Source organism: Streptomyces flaveolus (assembly GCF_014648815.1).
Lineage (GTDB): Bacteria > Actinomycetota > Actinomycetes > Streptomycetales > Streptomycetaceae > Streptomyces > Streptomyces flaveolus.
On the sequence record NZ_BMRV01000004.1, the window covers coordinates 150,551 to 169,873 of the forward strand.

Consider the following 19,323-nt stretch of genomic DNA (forward strand, 5'->3'; position numbering starts at 1 on the left):
CGACGAGCAGTGACAATCGGGGTGTGGCGCAGCTTGGTAGCGCGCTTCGTTCGGGACGAAGAGGTCGTGGGTTCAAATCCCGCCACCCCGACAGTGAAGTAACCATTCAGGGGCCTGATCCGCAGCGCGGGTCGGGCCCCTGAATGGTTTCTGGAGATCGTTCGGGAGGACTGCTTGATGACTGACCGGCCCTTGACGCTCATGGCAGTGCACGCCCACCCCGACGACGAGGCCACCGGAACCGGAGGGGTTCTCGCGCGGTACGCGGCGGAAGGCATCCGCACGGTCCTCGTGACGTGCACCGACGGCGGTTGCGGCGACGGACCGGGCGGTGTGAAGCCGGGCGATCCCGGGCACGATCCGGCGGCCGTCGCACTGATGCGCCGTCAGGAACTCAAGGCGAGCTGTGACGTCCTGAAGATCAGCGACCTGGAGACGCTGGACTACGCCGACTCCGGGATGATGGGCTGGCCGACCAACGACGCCCCGGAGTCCTTCTGGCAGACCCCCGTGGAGGAGGGCGCGGCCCGGCTCGCGGAACTCATGCGGCACTACCGGCCCGACGTGGTCGTCACCTACGACGAGAACGGCTTCTACGGCCACCCCGACCACATCCAGGCCCACCGCATCACGATGGCGGCGCTGCGGATGACCGCGCTGACGCCGAAGGTGTACTGGACCACGATGCCCCGCTCGATGATGCAGCGGTTCGGCGAGGTCATGCGCGAGTTCCATCCGGACATGCCGGAGCCGGACCCTGCCGAGACCGCCGCGATGGCCGAGATCGGCCTCCCCGACGACGAGATCACCACGTGGGTGGACACCACCGCGTTCAGCGGCCAGAAGTTCGACGCGCTGGCCGCGCACGCCAGCCAGGGCGAGAACATCTTCTTCCTCAGGATGGGCAAGGAGAGGTTCGGCGAGTTGATGGGCGTGGAGACCTTCGTACGGGTCCAGGACGCCACCGGCGAGGCCGTACCCGAGAACGATCTCTTCGCCGGCCTGCGCTGATCCGCTCGCCCGGAGCCGAGCCCCGAAAAAGACCGGTCCGTGCTCAAGTGAGCGGCCTAAGCTCGGGGTCATGACCTTGAGATGGCAGAACGTGATCGTGCACGCGGCGGATCCGGCGGGTCTGGGTCAGTGGTGGGCCGAGGCTCTTGGGTGGGTCGTGGTGCACACGTCCGACGTGGAGTTCGCGATCCGGCCGGAGCCGGATCGCGCGCCGGGGCTGGAGTTCGTTCTGCTCGACGAGCCCAAGAAGGCCAAGAGCCGGCTGCATCTCGACTTCGTGCCGGACGACCAGGACGCCGAGGTGGCCCGTCTCGTGGCTCTTGGCGCCCGGCGCGTCGACATCGGCCAGGGGGATCAGTCGTGGGTGGTACTCGCCGATCCCGAAGGCAACGAGTTCTGCGTCCTCGGCCGGCGGCAGCAGTAGGCGACTCCCCCGGAGCGGCGTCGTCGGGCCGGAGCTGAAGCGCAGCACCCACGGCCGCGCCGTTCCTGATCCCTCATCACCGGCGGACGGGTTCTTCAAAGGTTCTTCATCGGTTCCCGCCTACCTTCGGGCTGCCCGTCGCGGTCGCGGCCGGGTGGGACGAGAGGGCGGGAGAGCCGATGAGGGTGAAGCGGGGGCTGCTGGTCGCGGCCGCGTCGGTCGCGGCGTTGGGGCTGGCCGGCTGCGGGGGCGACGGCGGTGGGGCCGAGGTGCCGTCGGCCGGTGCCGGCGGGGCTTCGGCGTCGGCCGGGAAGTCCGGTGCCGGCAAGGACGTGCTGGCCGAGTACGTGGAGGGCAAGCGCGCGTGGGTGGCGTGCATGCGCCGCAACGGCGTCGACCTCGACGATCCTGACGACAAGGGCCAGATCGACTTCGGCGACGGTGACGCCGTACGGAGCATGAAGAAGAACCCCGGGTTTTTGACGGCGACCGAGAAGTGCGCGTCGGTCGATCCGCCCCTGCCCGAGGGCCTCGAGGAACTCATCAACCCCCGGCCCAGGCTCTCCGCCGAGCAGATCGAGGCCGCGCGCGACTACGCGGCGTGCATGCAGAAGAACGGCGCCCCCGACTACCCCGACCCCGGCCCGGACGGATATCCGGAGAACAACAACTCCGGCATCTCCGTGTGGGACCAGAGCTCGGCCGGCGCGCAGCGTGCGGCGCGGGTCTGCGCGCCGATCAGCGGCGATCCGACCGGCCGGCCGCCGGCCAAGGGCTGATGATGACGACGCAGACCGATGACGCGCACGAGGCGGGGCTCGGGCCGCGTCCGCCGCGGGGCCGCCGTACGGCGCTGATCGCCTCCGCCGTGGTCGTCGTGGCGGTGGTCGCCGTGGTCGGCGCGCTCGGGCTGGGCGGCGGCGAGGACGAGGGGCCGGGTGCGCCGCCCCGGTCCGGCTCCGTCGTGGCCGTGGCCCGTACGACGCTCACCGAACGCACCCGGGTGGACGGGCAGTTGGGGTACGGGACGGAGCTGCCGCTGCCGGTCAAGGCGGACGGGACCGTCACCCGGCTGCCCCAGCAGGGCGCGACCGTCGGGCGTGGTGAGGAGCTGCTCCGGGTCGACGACCGGCCGGTGATCCTCCTGTACGGAACGCTGCCCATGTACCGGTCCCTCGGGCTGGGCGCGGAGGCGGACGCCCAAGGCGACTCCCGAGGCGACGCACGCGGCCAGGACGTCCCGGGCAACGGCGGTGGGCGAACGGCGCCGCGTGAGATGCGGGGGATGGACGTCATGCAGTTCGAGACCAACCTCGCCGCCCTCGGCTACACCGGGTTCACCGTGGACGAGACGTTCACCGCCAAGACCGCCGACGCCGTCGAGCGGTGGCAGAGGTCCCTCGGACTGGAGGAGACCGGCACCGTCGGGGTGGGTGACGTCATCTACTCCGCGGGGAGGGTGCGGATCGGCCGGGCCGGCGTCCGGCCCGGCGCGGCGGTCGGCGAGAACGCCCTCACCTACACCGACACGGCGCGGAAGGTCGTCGTCGACGCCTCCGCCGCCGACGCCGCCTGGGCGGTACGCGGCGCGGCCGTCACCGTCCGGCTGCCCACCGGCACGTCCGTGCCGGGCACCGTGGCGGTGATCGGCAAGCAGGCGTCCCCGGCCGAGGGCGACGGCGGCGAGGCCGGGGCGGGGGCGGGGCAGCCCGCCACGATCCCCGTGACCGTCACCATCGAGGACCAGAAGGCCGTCGGCCGGCTGGAGAGCGGGCCGGTCACCGTCGAGTACGTGGGCCGGGAGGCCAAGGACGTCCTGGCCGTGCCGGTCTCCGCACTCGTCGCCCTGGCCGAGGGCGGCCACGGCCTGGAGACCGGGGACGGACGGTTCGTCGCGGTGCGGACCGGGCTCTTCGCGGACGGCGAGGTGGAGGTCAGCGGTCCCGCGGTCCGCGAGGGCATGAAGGTGAGGATCCCCGAGTGACGGCGGTCGTGGAGTTCGAGGCGGTCTCCAAGACCTACCCCGGCGGTGTGGCGGCGGTCCGGGACGTGAGCCTGCGCATCGAGCGCGGTGAACTCGTCGCGATCGTCGGCCCGTCGGGTTCCGGCAAGTCGAGCATGCTGCATCTCATGGGCAGCCTCGACCGTCCCTCCGCGGGCCGCGTGCTCGTCGACGGACACGACGTGGCGAGCCTCACCGACCGGGAGGTGTCCGCCCTGCGGGCCACCCGGATCGGGTTCGTCTTCCAGCAGTTCCATCTGGCGGTCGGCGTACCCGTGCTGGACTCGGTCGCGGACGGCCTGCTCTACGCGGGCGTCCCGCTGCGGCGCCGGCGGGCCGAGGCGTCGGCCGCGCTGGACCGGGTCGGGCTCGGTCATCGGGTCCACCATCTCCCGCACCAGCTCTCCGGCGGCGAGCGGCAGCGCGTGGCGGTCGCCCGTGCGGTGATCGGCGGGCCGTCGGTGCTGCTCGCGGACGAGCCGACCGGGAACCTCGATTCGGCGTCGGGCGCCACCGTCCTCGCCCTGCTGCGGGAGCTGAACGCGGCCGGCACGACCGTCGTGGTCATCACCCACGACCGTGAGATCGCCGCCGAGTTGCCGCGCCGGATCGAGCTGCGCGACGGCCGCCTGGCCGGCGACACGGCACGGCGGACGACGATCGGGGTGCCGCGGTGACGGGCAACGGCATGGACAACGGTACGGACACCGGCACGGGCACCGGTTTCCCGCGCCGGGGGCGGGACGTCCCGGATCCCGGACCGGACACCCCGCGGTTCCGCCCGCCCCCGCCGCCCGGGGCCGCGGCCGTCCCCCCGGCCCGGCCGGGACGGGCCCGCTCGCGGCTGCGCGCCGCCCGGCTCGGTCCGGCGGACGTCGTGCGGCTCGGCGGCACCGGGCTGCGCACCCGGCCCCTGCGGGTCTTCCTGTCCGCGCTCGGCATCGCCATCGGCGTGGCCGCCATGCTGGCGGTGGTCGGCATCTCCGGCTCCGGCCAGGCGGAGGTGGACCGCCGGCTCGACGCCCTCGGCACCAACCTGCTGCGGGTCGCTCCGGGCGAGACACCCTCCGGTACCCGGGCCGAACTGCCCAGGGAGTCCGTGGCGATGATCCGCCGCGTCCCGCCCGTGCAGAAGGCCGCGGCGACCGGTGCCACCGGCGTCAACGTCTACCGCAACGATCACATCGCCGTCGGCCGCACCGGCTCGCTCGCGGTCCTCGCCGCCGACGCCGAGCTGCTGCCGGCCGTCGGCGGGCACGTCCGCAGGGGGCGGTGGCTGGACTCCGCGACGGAGGACTACCCGGCCGTCGTGCTGGGGTCCACCGCGGCCCAGCGGCTCGACGTGTACGCGCCCGGGACCCGGGTCTGGCTCGGGGGGCGCTGGTTCTCGCTGGTCGGCGTGCTCGATCCGGTGCCGCTCGCTCCGGAGATCGACAGCGCCGCCCTGGTCGGCTGGTCGGCGGCCCGGACGTACCTCGGCTTCGACGGGCACCCCTCGACGGTCTACGTCCGCGCCCGGGACAGCCGGGTCGCCGCCGTACGGGCGGTGCTCCCGGCCACGGCGCACCCCGAGAAACCCGGCGAGGTGCAGATCTCCCGCCCCTCCGACGCGCTCGCCGCGCGCGAGGCCACGGAGTCGGCGCTGACCGGCCTGCTGCTCGGTCTCGGCGGGGTGGCGCTGCTGGTCGGCGGGGTGGGGGTGGGCAACACGATGGTCATCTCGGTGCTGGAACGCCGCCCCGAGATCGGCCTGCGACGGTCCCTCGGGGCGACCCGGGGGCAGATCCGCACCCAGTTCGTCGCGGAGTCGCTGCTGCTGTCGCTGATCGGCGGGCTGGGCGGGACGGTGATCGGGACGCTGATCACGGCGGGCTACGCGCTCAGCCGCGACTGGCCGACGGTCGTGCCGGCCTGGGCGAGCGCGGCCGGCATCGCCTCGACGCTGGCCATCGGCATGGTCGCGGGCCTGTATCCGGCGGTCCGGGCGAGCAGGCTGTCCCCGACGGAGGCACTGACCGGGAGCTGAACCGGGCCGTCCGGACGTCCCGTACCGTGCGGGGTCCGATCGAGGGTGGGGTGCGTGGCACGCACACGTCGCGGCAGGTGGGGCAGGGGGAGGACGGTCGTGAGTTTCCGTATCCGGGTGCTGGGGCTGCTCCTGCTGGTCGCCCTGACCGCCACCGCGGCCACCGCCTGGCTGACCCTCCGCCAGGCGAACCGCCAGGTCCAGGAGACCGTCAGCGCGGGACGGCAGGACATCGCCCGCATCACCGGCGAGCTGCGCGCGTACGGACTCGCGCACGGCACCTGGGACGGGCTCTCCGCGACCGTGGGCAGGCTCGCGCGGGACACCGGGCAGCGCGTCCGCGTCGCCACCGAGACCGGTGTCCTGCTCGCCGACTCGGACGCCCTCGCGGGCCGTGCTCCCCGCCCGCCGACCGGCCAGCCCCCGGTCCTCGTGGACCCGCGCCCGGCGCTGCGCGTACCGGTCGGCCAGGTGCCCCGGATGGCGCTGAAGCAGGCCGCCGCCGCGATGACCGACTACCGGGCGACGGCGGCGTACGCGGCCTGCCTGACCCGGTCCGGAGCCGAGGTGACGGCCTCCCCGGACCGGAACGGGGTGCCGCGTGTGAGTACGGACCGCAGGACCGCCCAGTGCCGTGGGCCGGGGGAAGGGCCGGACCCGCTGACCCAGCGGGACCTCGACGCGCTCCGGCCGTGCGAGAAGGACCCGCGGTTCGCCGTCTGCGTGCAGCGGGTGTTCAACGAGCGGATCCGGCCCGTCGCCCCGCCGCGCCTCGAGGTCCGCATCGGCGTCCGGAACGAGTCGCCGCCCACCCTCGCCGTGGCGCCCACCGTCGCCGTCGCGGCCGGCGTCGCACTCGCCACCGTCCTCGGCGCGCTGCTGCTCAGCCGTGCGGTGCTGCGTCCGGTGCGGGCCATGACGGTGGCCGCGAGGGGGCTCGGCGCGGGCGATCTGAGCCGGCGCGTCCCCGTCTCCGGGCGGGACGAGATCGCGCAGCTGGGCGGCGCCTTCAACCGCATGGCCGACTCGCTCCAGGCCGGTGAGGAGGGGCAACGCCGCCTCACCGGTGACATCGCGCACGAACTGCGCACCCCGCTGGCCAATCTGCGCGGTTACCTGGAGGCGCTGCGGGACGGTGTCGTCGAGCCGACCCCGGAACTGCTCGCCTCCCTGCACGAGGAGGCCCTGCTGCAGCAGCGCATCGTGGACGACCTCCAGGACCTGGCCCTGGCGGAGGCCGGTGCGCTCACGTACCACCCGTGCGAGGTCGACCTGCGCGAGCTGCTCGACACCAGCCGTACCGCGCATCTCGCGCAGGCCGAGACGGCGGAGGTCGCGCTGGAGCTGGCGGCGCCGCAGCCGGTGCGGGTGACCGCCGACCCGGACCGGCTGCGCCAGGCCGTCGGAAACCTCCTCGGCAACGCGCTGCGGGCCACGGGGCCCGGGGGCACCGTGACCCTGGCCCTGGGCGTGCGGGGCGGGCGGGCCGCGGTGGAGGTCCGGGACACCGGCACGGGGATCCCGGCCGAGGACCTGCCGCACCTCTTCGACCGTTTCTGGCGGGCGGATCCGTCCCGGGGGCGGGCGACCGGGGGCAGCGGGCTGGGGCTGTCCATCGCCCGGCAGATCGTCACCGACCACGGCGGGACCGTCGAGGTGCGCAGCGAAGTCGGGGCGGGGACGGTGTTCACGGTGCTGCTGCCGACCGCTCCGGGCGGGCCTGCGGCGCGCTGAACCGGCGCGGGACGCGATCCCGGCGGAGCAGGAGCGCCCCCGCCCCGGCGGATCGGGGAGGCCCGCCGAGCCGGCGCCCCGCCCGTCAGCTGTTCGCCGGGCCGGTGCCGTCCGCGAGGCGGTAGCCGCGTCCGTAGACCGTCTCCAGGCGGTGGGGCTGCCCGGGGACCGTCGCCAGTTTCCGGCGCAGGTTCATGACGTGCGCGTCGACGGTCCGCTCCTGCACGTCGCGGTCGAAGCCGAAGACCCGCTCGATGATCTGCGCCCGGGTGAAGACGCGGCCGGGTTCCCTGGCCAGCGCCTCCAGGACGGAGAACTCCTTCGCGGTCAGCGTCACCGGCCGCCCCGCCACCCGGACCTCGAAGCGCGCGGTGTCCACCTCCACGTCGCCGACGCGCAGCACCGCGGGCTCCGCGGCACCGGCGGTCTTCCTGGACCGGCGCAGCAGCGCCCGTACCCGTGCGGTCAGTTCGCGGGGGCTGTAGGGCTTGGTGAGGTAGTCGTCGGCGCCCAGGTCGAGGCCGAGGAGCATGTCCTCCTCGGTCGTGCGGGCGGTGAGCAGCAGGATCGGGACGTCCGACTCGGCGCGCAGGATCCGGCACACGTCCAGTCCGTCGACCAGCGGCAGCATCACGTCGAGGACGATGAGGTCGGGCGCGGACGACCGGGCCCGTTCCAGCGCGGCGCGGCCGTCCGCCGCGACCTGGACCGCGTTGCCCTCCCGCTCCAGGTAGATGCGGATCAGCCGGGACTGCTTCTCGTCGTCCTCCGCCACCAGAATCCGAGCGCTCACCGCTTCTCCCCCACCCAGGTCTCGCGCGTTTCCCGCACCGTAGTACAGGCGGCCGGCCGCGGCCCGCGCACGGGAGACACGGGACCGCTTGCATGACCATGCGAAGTGATGCATACTTTTTCCATGTCCAAAGTCCTCACCTCCCTGCCCACCGGTGAGCGCGTCGGTATCGCCTTCTCCGGCGGCCTCGACACCTCCGTCGCGGTCGCGTGGATGCGCGACAAGGGCGCCGTACCGTGCACCTACACCGCTGACATCGGTCAGTACGACGAGCCCGACATCGCCTCGGTGCCCGGCCGTGCGAAGACCTACGGCGCCGAGATCGCGCGCCTGGTCGACTGCCGTGCGGCACTGGTCGAGGAGGGACTGGCCGCGCTGACCTGCGGGGCGTTCCACATCCGCTCGGGCGGGCGGGCGTACTTCAACACCACGCCGCTCGGCCGCGCGGTCACCGGCACGCTGCTGGTGCGGGCCATGCTCGAGGACGACGTCCAGATCTGGGGCGACGGCTCGACGTTCAAGGGCAACGACATCGAGCGGTTCTACCGCTACGGCCTGCTCGCCAACCCGCATCTGCGGATCTACAAGCCCTGGCTGGACGCGGACTTCGTGACCGAGCTGGGCGGCCGCAAGGAAATGTCGGAGTGGCTGCTCGCCCACGGCCTGCCCTACCGGGACAGCACGGAGAAGGCGTACTCCACCGACGCCAACATCTGGGGCGCCACCCACGAGGCCAAGACGCTGGAGCACCTCGACACCGGCGTGGAGACCGTGGAGCCCATCATGGGCGTGCGGTTCTGGGACCCGTCGGTCGAGATCGCCGCCGAGGACGTGACCATCGGCTTCGACCAGGGCCGCCCGGTGACGATCAACGGCAAGGAGTTCGCCTCCCCCGTCGACCTGGTGATGGAGGCCAACGCCATCGGTGGCCGCCACGGCATGGGCATGTCCGACCAGATCGAGAACCGGATCATCGAGGCCAAGAGCCGCGGCATCTACGAGGCGCCCGGCATGGCCCTGCTGCACGCGGCGTACGAGCGGCTCGTCAACGCGATCCACAACGAGGACACCCTCGCCCAGTACCACACCGAGGGCCGGCGGCTCGGCCGGCTGATGTACGAGGGCCGCTGGCTGGACCCGCAGTCGCTGATGATCCGCGAGTCGCTGCAGCGCTGGGTCGGCTCGGCCGTCACCGGCGAGGTCACCCTGCGGCTGCGGCGCGGTGAGGACTACTCGATCCTCGACACCACGGGCCCGGCGTTCAGCTACCACCCGGACAAGCTGTCGATGGAGCGCACCGAGGACTCCGCGTTCGGCCCGGTGGACCGGATCGGCCAGCTCACCATGCGCAACCTCGACATCGCCGACTCGCGCGCCAAGCTGGAGCAGTACGCCGGCCTCGGCCTGATCGGCACCGCCAACCCGGCCATCGGCGCCGCGCAGGCGGCGGCGACCGGACTGATCGGCGCGATGCCCGAGGGCGGCGCCGAGGCCATCGCCTCCCGTGGCGAGGTCTCCGGCGAGGACGAACTGCTGGACCGCGCCGCGATGGAGTCGGGCACGGACTGACACGGACCACCGACCTGTGACCGAGGGGCCGGTCCGACGCGGAGGCGTCGGACCGGCCCCTCGTCGTCGTCACCACTTGCCTCACCTATCGACTTTCGATAGCTTTTAATCGCTGCTCGATCGATGGAGGGGTGATGGGAAAGCTGACCGTGCTCGCGCTGCGAGCCGTGATCGGGGTGCTGCTCGCCGGTTCGGTGTTCGTCCAGGCGGTGATGGTGCCGCTGCTGGCCAAGGACTTCCGGGGAGCCGACCCGGACCTGGTGGCCGCGCGGACCCCGGTGCTCGTGATCGTCGTTCTGGGGGTCGTGACGGCACAGATCGTCCTGGTCTGCGTGTGGCGGCTGGTGACGATGGTGCGGCGGGGAACGGTGTTCTCCCCCGGCGCCTTCCGCTACGTCCACATCGTGATCGGTGCCTTCGTGGCGGCCGCGCTTCTGGTGTTCGCGCTCGGGGTCGTCCTGGCACCGGGCGAGGCCGTCGCCCCGGGCGTCGTCCTGCTGCTGGGCGGGGTCGCCCTCGCGGTCCTGGGCGTCGCGCTGATCGTGCTCGTGCTGCGGATGCTCCTCGCCCAGGCCGTCGCCCGCGACGTCGAGGCGTCGCGGATGCAGGCCGAGCTGGCCGAGGTGATCTGATGCCGATCGCGGTGGACATCGACGTGATGCTGGCCAAACGCAAGATGTCCGTGGGCGAGCTCGCGGAACGCGTCGGCATCACCCCCGCCAACCTGGCGGTCCTCAAGAACGGCCGCGCCAAGGCCGTACGCTTCGCGACGCTCGCCGCGCTCTGCGAGGCGCTCGAGTGCCAGCCCGGGGACCTGCTGCGCTGGGAGGCCGGGGACGGCGAGAGCGGCGGGGACGGCGAGAGCGGCGGGGACGCCGGAAGCGCGGGCGGCGCCGGGAGGTCCGCAGGCGTCCGGAGCGCCGTGGGCGAGTGACGCCGTAGGGGGCGGGCACGGCCCCAAGTGGCCCTAGGGAGCCGCCCGGGCGCACCCTGGGAGAAGATCTCCTTGCCCACAGGCACCCACCCGGGAAGGACCCGCCCCGTGATCATCTTCGGCACCAAGGGATACCTCTACCAGCTCGCGATACTGACGCTGGTCTGCCGCTCCTGCAACACCCCCTCCGCGCACACGCTCAGGAAGCGCGTCGTCAAGTTCACCCTGTTCTTCATCCCGCTGTTCCCCTTCTCCACGAAGTACGCGCTCCAGTGCACCTTCTGCGGCGCCGAGCAGCAGGTGACCAGGGAACAGGCCGAGCAGCTCCTGGCCCAGGCCTCGGGCGGCCAGGGCGGACCGGCGTACGGGCAGCCGCAGCAGCAGCCGTACCAGTCCTAGGCACCCGTCCGCGTTGCCGGTTTCCGGCAGCCCTGACTACCCTCTCGTTGCCGGACACCGCGCACCGGGCGTGACCGGCAGGGGAGGCGCGGAGTGGGGGAACAGCAGGAGGCGTACCTGACCGGGTACGCCGAGATCCTCGCGCAGGTCGCCGGCACGGGACGCCGGCTGAACCGCGACGAGCTGGAGGAGCGGCGGCGGCTCGGCGAACAGGCCGCGGAACAGGGCCACAGCCTGCGCACCCTCGTCCGGGGACATCTGGAGGCCACGCGCGCCCGCTGGCCCGGCGAGGCGGGGAGCGCGGGCACGACCGACAGCGTGCTCGGCGCCGTCGGCCAGGCCGTCGACGCCTTCGCCGAGGGGTACGAACGCGCCCAGCGTCTCGCCGTACGGCAGGAGGAGGCCGCCAGGCGGGAGTTCATCGACGACCTGCTCTACGGGCGCAGCGACCTGGGGCGGCTCGCGGAGCGGGCGGAACGTTTCGGTCTGGTGCTGTCCCGGGCCCACGCCGTGGCGGTGGCGCAGGGGCCCGAGGCGTACGACGACACCGCCCCCGTCACCCGGCTCGTGGAGACCGCGCTCATCTCCCGCTTCGGCGACCGGCGGATCCTGATCGCCACCAAGAACGGCCAGCTCATCTGCATCGCGCCCGGCGACCAGGACGACGTCCTCGCCTTCTTCGCCAAGCAGGCCTACGCCGCGACGGAAGGCAGCCGGGTGGCCATCGGCCGGCCCCGGACCGGCGCGGGCGGCGTGGTGCACAGCTACGAGGAGGCGCTGAGCACCCTCGAACTCGCCGCACGCCTGGAACTCGACGAGCCCGTGGTGCGCGCCGCCGACCTGCTGGTCTACCCGGTGCTCACCCGCGACCGGCAGGCCATGGCCGACCTCGTGCTGAGCGTGCTGGGCCCGCTGCGCGACGCCCGGGGCGGTGCCGAGCCGCTGCTGCGGACCCTGGAGGTGTACTTCGACGCCGGGTGCACCGCGGCCGAGGCCGCACGGCGCCTCGCGCTCAGCGTGCGGGCGCTGACCTACCGGCTGGACCGCATCCACCAGCTGACCGGGGCCGACCCCGCCGACCCCGTGCACCGCTACACCCTGCAGACCGCGGTCATCGGGGCCCGGCTGCTGGGCTGGCCCGCCGAGGAGATCTGACCGGCGGCGACAGCCCGAAGACCAGCGACAGGGCGGGCAGCACGACCCCCGTGACACCCGGTCCGAGAGACCGGGCGCTGCGTGCCGTCCCCCTCCCGCCCGTCGCTGAGCTTCGGTGGAACGCATCCTCACACGGACGGTGACGGCCCGTCACTGCCGGGCCCCGGCAATCTTCGCGCGTCTTCCATGCCGCCCTCGCGCTCTGGAACCGGTGGGGCCGCTCGGGCAGTCTCCTCCGGTGTGGTGAGCCTTCCGAACCAGGTTCCGCCGGGCGGTGCGCCCGGCGATGCGTCCGCGCACATGGTGGTGTGCGGCGACGACGGGCTGGCGCACCGGCTGGCGGCCGAACTGCGCGGGGTCTACGGCGAGCAGGTCACGCTCGTCGTCCCGCCCTCAGGGCGTCGGGTACGCCAGCCCGTGGTGGGCCGGGCCCGCGCGGCCTCGGCCGCACTCCTGGACCGCTTCAACGCGGCCGTCAACCGGACGGGCAACGGCGACGCGGGCGGCACCGGGCGGGAACTGGAGGCCGCCGAGCCGACCGAGGACGTCCTCGCGGAGGCCGGTGTGGACCGGGCCGCCGCACTCGCCCTCGTCTACGACGACGACGAGACCAACATCCGGGCCGCCCTCACGGCCCGCCGGCTCAACCCGCGGCTGCGACTCGTGCTGCGCCTGTACAACCGGCGGCTCGGCCAGCACATCGAGGCGCTCCTCGACCAAAGTGCCGCGCTCGCGGCCGGCGGCGGGCGCCCCGCCGGACCGGACGGCGTCGAGGCCTCCACGACCGTGCTCTCCGACGCCGACACGGCGGCGCCCGCCCTCGCGGCGACCGCGCTCGTCGGCACCAGCAAGGTCGTCCAGACGGACGGGCTGCTGCTGCGCGCGGTGGAACGGCAGCCGCCCCGCCCCGGTGAGGTCGCCGACCCCGGACTGTGCACGCTGGCCCTGCTGTCCGCGACGAGCAACGACCCGGCCGGTGCGGACGGTTCGGAGGGCAGCGGCGAGCAGGGGCCGCAGCTGCTGCCCGACGCGGCGGCGGTGGAGGCGGCCACCGGCCGCGGCACCGTCGTCCTGGAGCAGGTGTCGTACTCGGGGCCGTCGCTGCCCGCCGGGCGGGCCGGTGTGCCGCCGTTCGCCTCGCTGTTCTCGCGGCGGCTGCGGTGGTCGCTGGCCGGTCTGGCGGCCTGTGTGGTCGCGCTCGCCGTGGCACTCATGGTGGTCACCGGCGACCATCCCCTGCACGCGACGTACGTGACGCTGCTCGACCTCTTCGCCATCAACGAGCCCGCGCACAACGAGGACTCCGGGCGGCAGGTGCTGCAACTGCTGTCCGGTTTCGTCGGGTTACTGCTGCTGCCCGTGCTCCTGGCGGCCGTGCTGGAGGCCCTGGGGACCTTCCGCAGCGCCTCCACGCTGCGCAAGCCGCCGCGCGGGCTCGGCGGGCACGTCGTTCTGCTCGGTCTCGGCAAGATCGGCACACGGGTGCTGACCCGGCTGCGGGAGATGGACATCCCCGTGGTGTGCGTCGAGGGCGACCCCGAGGCGCGCGGCATGGCGACCGCACGGCGGCTGCGGGTGCCGGTGGTGCTCGGGGACGTCACGCAGGAGGGCGTCCTGGAGGCGGCAAAGATCCACCGGGCGCACTCGCTGCTCGCGCTGACCAGCGTCGACACGACGAACCTGGAGGCGGTGCTCTACGGGCGGTCCGTGCGGCCCGACCTGCGGGTGGTGCTGCGCCTGTACGACGACGACTTCGCGACCGCGGTGTACCGCACCCTGCGGGGTGCGCATCCCGGGGCGCTGACCCGCAGCCGCAGCGTGACCCATCTGGCCGCGCCGGCGTTCGCCGGGGCGATGATGGGGCGCCAGATCCTGGGGGCGATCCCCGTGGAGCGGCGGGTGCTGCTGTTCGCGGCGGTGCGGGTGGCGGGGCATCCGCAGCTGGAGGGGAAGACGGTCGGGGAGGCGTTCCGGGCGGGGGCGTGGCGGGTGCTGGCGCGGGAGGTCTCCGACGGGGGGCGGGACGGGGCGGGTGCCGGTGGCGGTGCCGGTGCGGAGGGGGGTCGGGAGTCGCGGTTGGTGTGGCAGATGCCCGAGACGTATGTCCTGCGGGGTGAGGATCGGGTGGTGCTGGCGGCGACGCGGCGGGGGTTGGCCGAGTTGCTCGGGCGGCGGGCGCGGCAGCAGGCGGGGTTGTAGGGGCGCCGCCCCCACAACCCCGCCAGGGGGCGCCGCCCCCTGACCCCCGGGCCGGCTCGGTCGGCCGAGGGGTCGGGGGATCAGCCCTGCGGCAGGTGGCGTGCTGCGAAGTCCAGTTCCAGGGCTACCTGCTTGATGCGTTCGTCGACCACCAGGGAGCCGTGGCCCGCGTCGTAGCGGTAGACCTCGTGGACCGCGCCCCTCGCCTCCAGGCGCTCGACGTAGTTCTCGATCTGGCGGATCGGGCAGCGCGGGTCGTTGACCCCCGCGGAGATATACACCGGGGCCTTGACCCGGTCGACGTAGGTCAGGGGCGAGGACGCCTCGAAGCGGTCGGGGACCTCCTCGGGGGTGCCGCCGAGGAGCGTGCGGTCCAGGGCCTTCAGGCCCTCCATCTCGTCGTGGTACGCGGTGACGTAGTCGGCGACCGGGACGGCGGCGATGCCCAGGGCCCACGCCTCGGGCTGGGTGCCGAGGCCGAGGAGGGTGAGGTAGCCGCCCCAGGAGCCGCCGGTGAGGATCAGGCGGGCGGGGTCGGCGAGCCCGGAGGTGACCGCCCACTCGCGCACCGCCGCGATGTCCTCCAGCTCGATGAGACCGACCCGGTGCTTGAGGGCGTCGGTCCAGGCCCGGCCGTACCCCGTGGAGCCGCGGTAGTTGACGCGGACCACCGCGTACCCGTGGTCGACCCAGGCGGCCGGGCCCGCGGCGAAGGAGTCGCTGTCGTGCCAGGTCGGTCCGCCGTGGATGTCGAAGACCGTCGGGAGCGGTCCGGTCGCGCCCGCCGGCTTCTGCACCAGGGCGTGGACCCGGCCGCCGGGGCCCTCCACCCAGACGTCCTCCACCGGCACCGAGCCGGGCGACCTCATGCCGGGCGGGTCGAGCACCACCCGGCCGGTGGTGGAGCGCACCGCCGACGGCTCGGCCGCCGACGACCACAGGTACTCCACGCTGCCGTCGGGGCGGGCCGTCGCACCGGAGACGGTGCCCGCCGGGGTCTCGATCTCCACCAGCTCGCGCCCGTCGAAGTCGTACCGGAACAGTTCGCTGCGGGCCTCGAAGCCGTGCACGATCAGCAGGCCGCTGCCGTCCGGGTACCACTCGGCGCTCACGTCACCGGGCAGCTCCAGCGCGAGGTCCGTCTGCTCGCCCGTCGCCACGTCCCACACCAGGGGCTCCCAGCGGCCCCGGCGCTGGTGCCCGATGAGCAGGCGGGTGTCGCCGTCGACGGGGGCGAAGCCCAGCACCTCCAGGCCCAGCTCCTTCTCACCGCCGTCGGTGTCGTCGAGCTCGGCGACCGTCGTGCCGTCGGGGCGCAGGACGCGCAGCGCGGAGTGCATGGCGTCGCCGTGCTCGGTGTGCTCGATGGCGATCAGCGTGCGGTCGTGGGAGAGGTCGCCGACGCCCGCCGACTCGCGGTGGCGGTAGATCTCCACCGGGGCATCGCCCTCGTGCGCGAGGTGGATCGTCGTGCCGTCCTCGTCGGTCGAGCGGCCGATCACCGCCGTCCGCCCGTCCCGGCCGAGGGCGAGGCCCGCCGGGTAGGAGGGGTCGAGGCCCGGCACCGCGAGCTCGTCCTCGCCGCCCACGAAGGGCTGGCGGCGCCACACGCCGAACTCGTCGCCGTCCTTGTCGTCGAACCACCAGATCGACGCACCGTCCGGGGAGAGCACACCGTCCGTCGTGCCGTTGGGCCGGTTCGTGACCTGTCGCTGCTCGCCGGTCGCGCGGTCCCAGGCGTACAGCTCGTACGTCCCCGTCGCGTTCGACACGAACAGGGAGCGGTCCGGCGCGTCCTCGGCCCAGTCGGGCAGGGAGACCCGCGGCGCGCGGAACCTCTTCTCCCAGTCCGGCATGCCCTCGCCCTGTCCCCGTACGCCCCGCGTGCCCTGCTGATCCGGTGAGACGGACCCGTTGCTCTCAGTCATGGCCCCATAGTGCCTCGCCGCGCCGACAACGCGCAGATCAGATCCCCAGCCTGTGGACAACCTCGCTCATCCACAGCCCCGCGGGCGGTCCACCGGCACGCGCCCCGTACCGTGGAGGGCGTGTACCGGTTTCTGCTGACCCCCCGATGGTGGGGAATCAACGTCTTCGTCGTGCTCGCCATCCCGTTCTGCATCTTCATGGGGTCGTGGCAGCTGGGCCGGTTCGAGGACCGGGTGCAGGACCACAACAGCGCCACCACCCAGGCGGAGTCGGCCCGGCACGAGCCGGCCCGCCCGCTGGCCGAGCTGCTGCCCGTCGACAAGGCGACGGTCGGCAAGCAGACCACGGTGAGCGGCCGCTACGGCGAACAGCTGCTCGTGCCCGAGCGGAAGCTGGACGACCGGCAGGGCTACTACGTCCTCACGCTGCTGCGCACCGACACCGGCCGGGCGCTGCCCGTCGTACGGGGCTGGCTGCCCGGCGACCCCGACCCGGCGAAGGTTCCGGCCCCGCCCGCCGGCGAGGTCACCGTCACCGGCGCGCTCCAGGCGTCCGAGACGCCCGGCGACAACGGCGTCAGCTCCCGCTCCGGATGGCCGCAGGGCCAGACCGGCGCGATCAGCGCGGCGTCGCTGGTGAACCTCGTGCCGTACGACGTGTACGACGCGTGGGTCACGCTCAACACGGGCGCCTCCGGGATGCGGGCCGTGCCGGTGAGCGCGCCGCAGGACACCGGCCTGGACCTGAAGGCGTTCCAGAACCTCGGTTACACGGCCGAGTGGTTCGCCTTCGTCGGCTTCGTCGTCTTCATGTGGTTCCGGCTGCTGCGCCGGGAGGCGGAGCTCGCCCGGGACGCGGAGCTGGGCCTGGTCCCGGAGGGGAACGAGGGCGAGGACGTCACCGACGCCGAGGCCGGGCAGGAGTCCCGGCCCAGCCCGACCGGCGTCTGAGCACGGCGCACCCGGCACCGCCCGAGCGTCTGCCGCCGGCCGGTCCCCCGGTCACGTCCCGGCCAGCACTCCCGTCCAGTACACGGTCCCGGCGCACGCGTTGGGCACCGTGACCGCGGCCGATCCCGAGCCCCCCTCCGGGGTGTACGAGACCGTCACGCTGCCGTCGGCCGGACCCTCCTCGGTGACCAGCTGCGTCGTGGTGCCGGTGTCACCGCCCGTGGAGGTGCCGGCGGTGGCGGTCGGCTCCTCGGTGGGCGACGGGTCGGGCGTGGGCTCGCCCGTGCCGCCCCCCGTGGTGCCGCCGGTGGTCGGACAGGTCTCCGAGGGCACCCAGGCGAACTGCACCTCGTAGGAGGCGCCGGACGCCAGCGTCAGCGAGGCCGACTCCAGCGACGGGTCGGGCAGCGCGGCCGCGGCGTCACCGGCGGCGTGCCGTGCCGTGCCGATCTTGGCCGGGTCCGCCGCGCCCTGCGGGGTGGCGGCCACGCTGCCGGGGCCGGCGACGGTACAGCTGTCCGAGGAGACGTTGGTGACGCGGAAGGAGCCGTAGACGGCGCCCGCCGAGTCGGGGCCCGCGCTGTTCGCGACGGCCGGGCCGAGCTGCTGCGTCATGCACAGCGGGAGGTCGGCGGGGCTGCTGGCGGAGGGTCCGACGCCGGTGGCCGACCCCGTGGCGGAGCCGGTCGCCTCGTCCGTCGGCTTCTCCTCCGGGTCGGACTTCTCCTCGTCCTCGGGCTTCCCGGAGGAGCCGGTGATGCCGCTCTGGCCGCCGGCCGGGTCCTTGCCCTGGCTGGTGCCGCCCTGCGCCTGCGAGGCGTTGCCCGCCACGGACGGGTCGGCGCCGGGGCCGGTGGAGTTGGACACGTGGACGAGGGCGGGGACCGCCGTGCCGATGAACAGGGCGGCGGCCGCCATGCCGACGACGGCCTGGCGTTTGCGGGCCCGCCGGGCCGGTACCGCCCGGCGGAGGTGGTCCAGGGTGCCGTCGCTCGGCTCCATGTCCCGCACGGCGCTGTGCAGCATCCTGCGCAGCGCCAGCTCGTCGGGGGCGAGCCCGGCGGGCCCCTGAGTGTCGGGGCCCTGGTCGGCGGGGCCGTGGTTCACAGTTCCGTTCCCAGCGTGCGTGTGCTTCGGATCTTGCCCGGTCGGCTCGGCCGGCTCGTGACCCTCGTGGGCGTCACGCCGTGCCTCGTTGCCGTCGCTCATGCCGGCGCCTCCATGGCCACCCTGAGCGCCGCGATACCGCGCGATCCGTACGCCTTCACCGAGCCCAGCGATATTCCGAGCGTCTCGGCGACCTGTGCCTCGGTCATGTCCGCGAAGTAGCGCAGGACCAGGACCTCGCGCTGGCGGCGCTGCAGTCCCTTCATCGCCTTGATCAGGGAGTCGCGCTCCAGCAGGTCGTAGGCGCCCTCCTCCGCGCTCGCCATGTCCGGCATGGGCTTCGAGAGCAGCTTGAGGCCGAGGATGCGGCGGCGCAGTGCCGAACGCGAGAGGTTGACGACGGTCTGCCGCAGGTAGGCCAGCGTCTTCTCCGGGTCGCGCACGCGTTTGCGCGCCGAGTGGACGCGGATGAAGGCCTCCTGGACGACGTCCTCGCAGGAGGCGGTGTCGTCGAGGAGGAGGGCGGCGAGACCGAGCAGCGACCGGTAGTGGGCGCGGTAGGTCTCGGTGAGGTGGTCGACGGTGGTGCCCGCCGCCACGACGTCATCGGCGCCGTCACGCTGATTCGATATGCGGGCCGGCCGCGCTGCGGGCATCGGCGCGATCACCGGCATGCCACCGGCCGCGCCGGCCACCCGGGGACGGACGGGCCGGACGGGAGCCCGCACTGCGGGGCCACGCGGTGTCGCGGTGAATTCGAGTACCTCTGCCACGCCAGTTGGACACGTCCGACCCCCTGAGGGTTGTACGTGCCGGGCGTCACGTTCCCGCGTCTGCCGGGCAGCCAACCGACCGACGGTGCGTCATAGGCCCTCATTGTCCCGCTCTTCCCCTATGTCCCATGTGAACGAGCGTCCCCACGCCCGCCCTCGGCGTCCCCGCGCCGATCCACGCGCCCCGCACCCTGAATGGGTGACCGCAAAGACGCTCCCCGCCCTCCGCACGGTTGCGGAGGGCGGGGAGGAAATCCTCTGATGCCACAGGTGCCGGTTACAAGTAGTCCGGACCTACTTCCGGATCACATCTCGTTC

18 protein-coding genes and 1 tRNA gene are annotated in these 19,323 nt (G+C 73.6%); 15 read left to right on the top strand and 4 right to left on the bottom strand.

Annotation, left to right across the window (positions count from 1 at the left end):
• Nucleotides 1-17 precede the first annotated feature (17 nt).
• The 8 genes from IEZ05_RS11610 to IEZ05_RS11645 all read left to right on the top strand — a co-directional run bounded on the left by IEZ05_RS11610 (nt 18) and on the right by IEZ05_RS11645 (nt 7,197).
• A tRNA-Pro gene (locus tag IEZ05_RS11610) sits at nt 18-91 on the top strand.
• A gap of 86 nt (nt 92-177) precedes the next feature.
• Nucleotides 178-1,011 carry a PIG-L family deacetylase gene (locus IEZ05_RS11615; protein ID WP_189229975.1) on the top strand — a complete coding sequence of 278 codons (834 nt, stop codon included), beginning with the start codon at nt 178-180 and terminating at the stop codon, nt 1,009-1,011.
• Nucleotides 1,012-1,081: 70 nt separating this feature from the next.
• A complete protein-coding gene (locus IEZ05_RS11620) occupies nt 1,082-1,435 on the top strand; it encodes a VOC family protein (RefSeq protein ID WP_189229976.1) in 354 nt (117 codons plus the stop codon).
• A gap of 179 nt (nt 1,436-1,614) precedes the next feature.
• Entirely contained in the window at nt 1,615-2,214 is a 600-nt protein-coding gene (locus IEZ05_RS11625; protein WP_189229977.1) for a hypothetical protein, read from the top strand.
• Complete coding sequence (locus IEZ05_RS11630; protein WP_189229978.1) at nt 2,214-3,419, top strand: peptidoglycan-binding domain-containing protein; 1,206 nt, start codon at nt 2,214-2,216, stop codon at nt 3,417-3,419. Before IEZ05_RS11625 ends, IEZ05_RS11630 begins: the two co-directional genes overlap by 1 nt.
• The gene (locus IEZ05_RS11635) at nt 3,416-4,114 is read left to right on the top strand and encodes an ABC transporter ATP-binding protein (protein ID WP_189229979.1); all 699 of its coding nucleotides are present in this window, start codon (nt 3,416-3,418) and stop codon (nt 4,112-4,114) included. Before IEZ05_RS11630 ends, IEZ05_RS11635 begins: the two co-directional genes overlap by 4 nt.
• A gap of 11 nt (nt 4,115-4,125) precedes the next feature.
• On the top strand, nt 4,126-5,463 hold the full coding sequence (locus IEZ05_RS11640; protein WP_189229980.1) for an ABC transporter permease: 1,338 nt from the start codon (nt 4,126-4,128) through the stop codon (nt 5,461-5,463).
• A 99-nt stretch (nt 5,464-5,562) separates the two neighbouring features.
• The gene (locus IEZ05_RS11645) at nt 5,563-7,197 is read left to right on the top strand and encodes a sensor histidine kinase (protein WP_189229981.1); all 1,635 of its coding nucleotides are present in this window, start codon (nt 5,563-5,565) and stop codon (nt 7,195-7,197) included.
• An 85-nt stretch (nt 7,198-7,282) separates the two neighbouring features.
• Here the strand turns inward: IEZ05_RS11645 and IEZ05_RS11650 are convergent, their stop codons facing one another.
• Entirely contained in the window at nt 7,283-7,990 is a 708-nt protein-coding gene (locus IEZ05_RS11650; RefSeq protein ID WP_189229982.1) for a response regulator transcription factor, read from the bottom strand.
• Nucleotides 7,991-8,113: 123 nt separating this feature from the next.
• On the opposite strand from IEZ05_RS11650, the gene argG reads away from it, so the two are divergent.
• The 6 genes from argG (at nt 8,114) to IEZ05_RS11680 (ending at nt 14,246) form a co-directional block, all read left to right on the top strand.
• Entirely contained in the window at nt 8,114-9,559 is a 1,446-nt protein-coding gene (gene argG, locus IEZ05_RS11655) for an argininosuccinate synthase (protein WP_189229983.1), read from the top strand.
• Between the two features lie 134 nt (nt 9,560-9,693).
• On the top strand, nt 9,694-10,191 hold the full coding sequence (locus tag IEZ05_RS11660) for a DUF2975 domain-containing protein (protein WP_189229984.1): 498 nt from the start codon (nt 9,694-9,696) through the stop codon (nt 10,189-10,191).
• Nucleotides 10,191-10,493, top strand: a complete 303-nt coding sequence (locus tag IEZ05_RS11665; protein WP_189229985.1) for a helix-turn-helix domain-containing protein — start codon at nt 10,191-10,193, stop codon at nt 10,491-10,493. Before IEZ05_RS11660 ends, IEZ05_RS11665 begins: the two co-directional genes overlap by 1 nt.
• 108 nt (nt 10,494-10,601) lie before the next feature.
• Nucleotides 10,602-10,892 carry a zinc-ribbon domain-containing protein gene (locus IEZ05_RS11670; RefSeq protein WP_189229986.1) on the top strand — a complete coding sequence of 97 codons (291 nt, stop codon included), beginning with the start codon at nt 10,602-10,604 and terminating at the stop codon, nt 10,890-10,892.
• A 93-nt stretch (nt 10,893-10,985) separates the two neighbouring features.
• Complete coding sequence (locus IEZ05_RS11675; RefSeq protein WP_189229987.1) at nt 10,986-12,047, top strand: PucR family transcriptional regulator; 1,062 nt, start codon at nt 10,986-10,988, stop codon at nt 12,045-12,047.
• Nucleotides 12,048-12,347: 300 nt separating this feature from the next.
• A complete protein-coding gene (locus IEZ05_RS11680) occupies nt 12,348-14,246 on the top strand; it encodes an NAD-binding protein (protein WP_189230336.1) in 1,899 nt (632 codons plus the stop codon).
• 80 nt (nt 14,247-14,326) lie between these two features.
• Here the strand turns inward: IEZ05_RS11680 and IEZ05_RS11685 are convergent, their stop codons facing one another.
• Nucleotides 14,327-16,174, bottom strand: a complete 1,848-nt coding sequence (locus IEZ05_RS11685) for a S9 family peptidase (RefSeq protein WP_189229988.1) — start codon at nt 16,172-16,174, stop codon at nt 14,327-14,329.
• A 120-nt stretch (nt 16,175-16,294) separates the two neighbouring features.
• On the opposite strand from IEZ05_RS11685, the gene IEZ05_RS11690 reads away from it, so the two are divergent.
• The gene (locus IEZ05_RS11690; protein WP_189229989.1) at nt 16,295-17,125 is read left to right on the top strand and encodes an SURF1 family protein; all 831 of its coding nucleotides are present in this window, start codon (nt 16,295-16,297) and stop codon (nt 17,123-17,125) included.
• A 51-nt stretch (nt 17,126-17,176) separates the two neighbouring features.
• Here IEZ05_RS11690 and IEZ05_RS11695 read toward each other — a convergent pair whose 3' ends face one another.
• On the bottom strand, nt 17,177-18,334 hold the full coding sequence (locus tag IEZ05_RS11695; RefSeq protein WP_308426925.1) for a hypothetical protein: 1,158 nt from the start codon (nt 18,332-18,334) through the stop codon (nt 17,177-17,179).
• Nucleotides 18,331-19,005, bottom strand: coding sequence for a SigE family RNA polymerase sigma factor (locus IEZ05_RS11700; protein ID WP_373298749.1), 675 nt, complete (start codon nt 19,003-19,005; stop codon nt 18,331-18,333). The genes IEZ05_RS11695 and IEZ05_RS11700 overlap by 4 nt, the downstream gene beginning before the upstream one ends.
• Between the last annotated feature and the right edge of the window lie 318 nt (nt 19,006-19,323).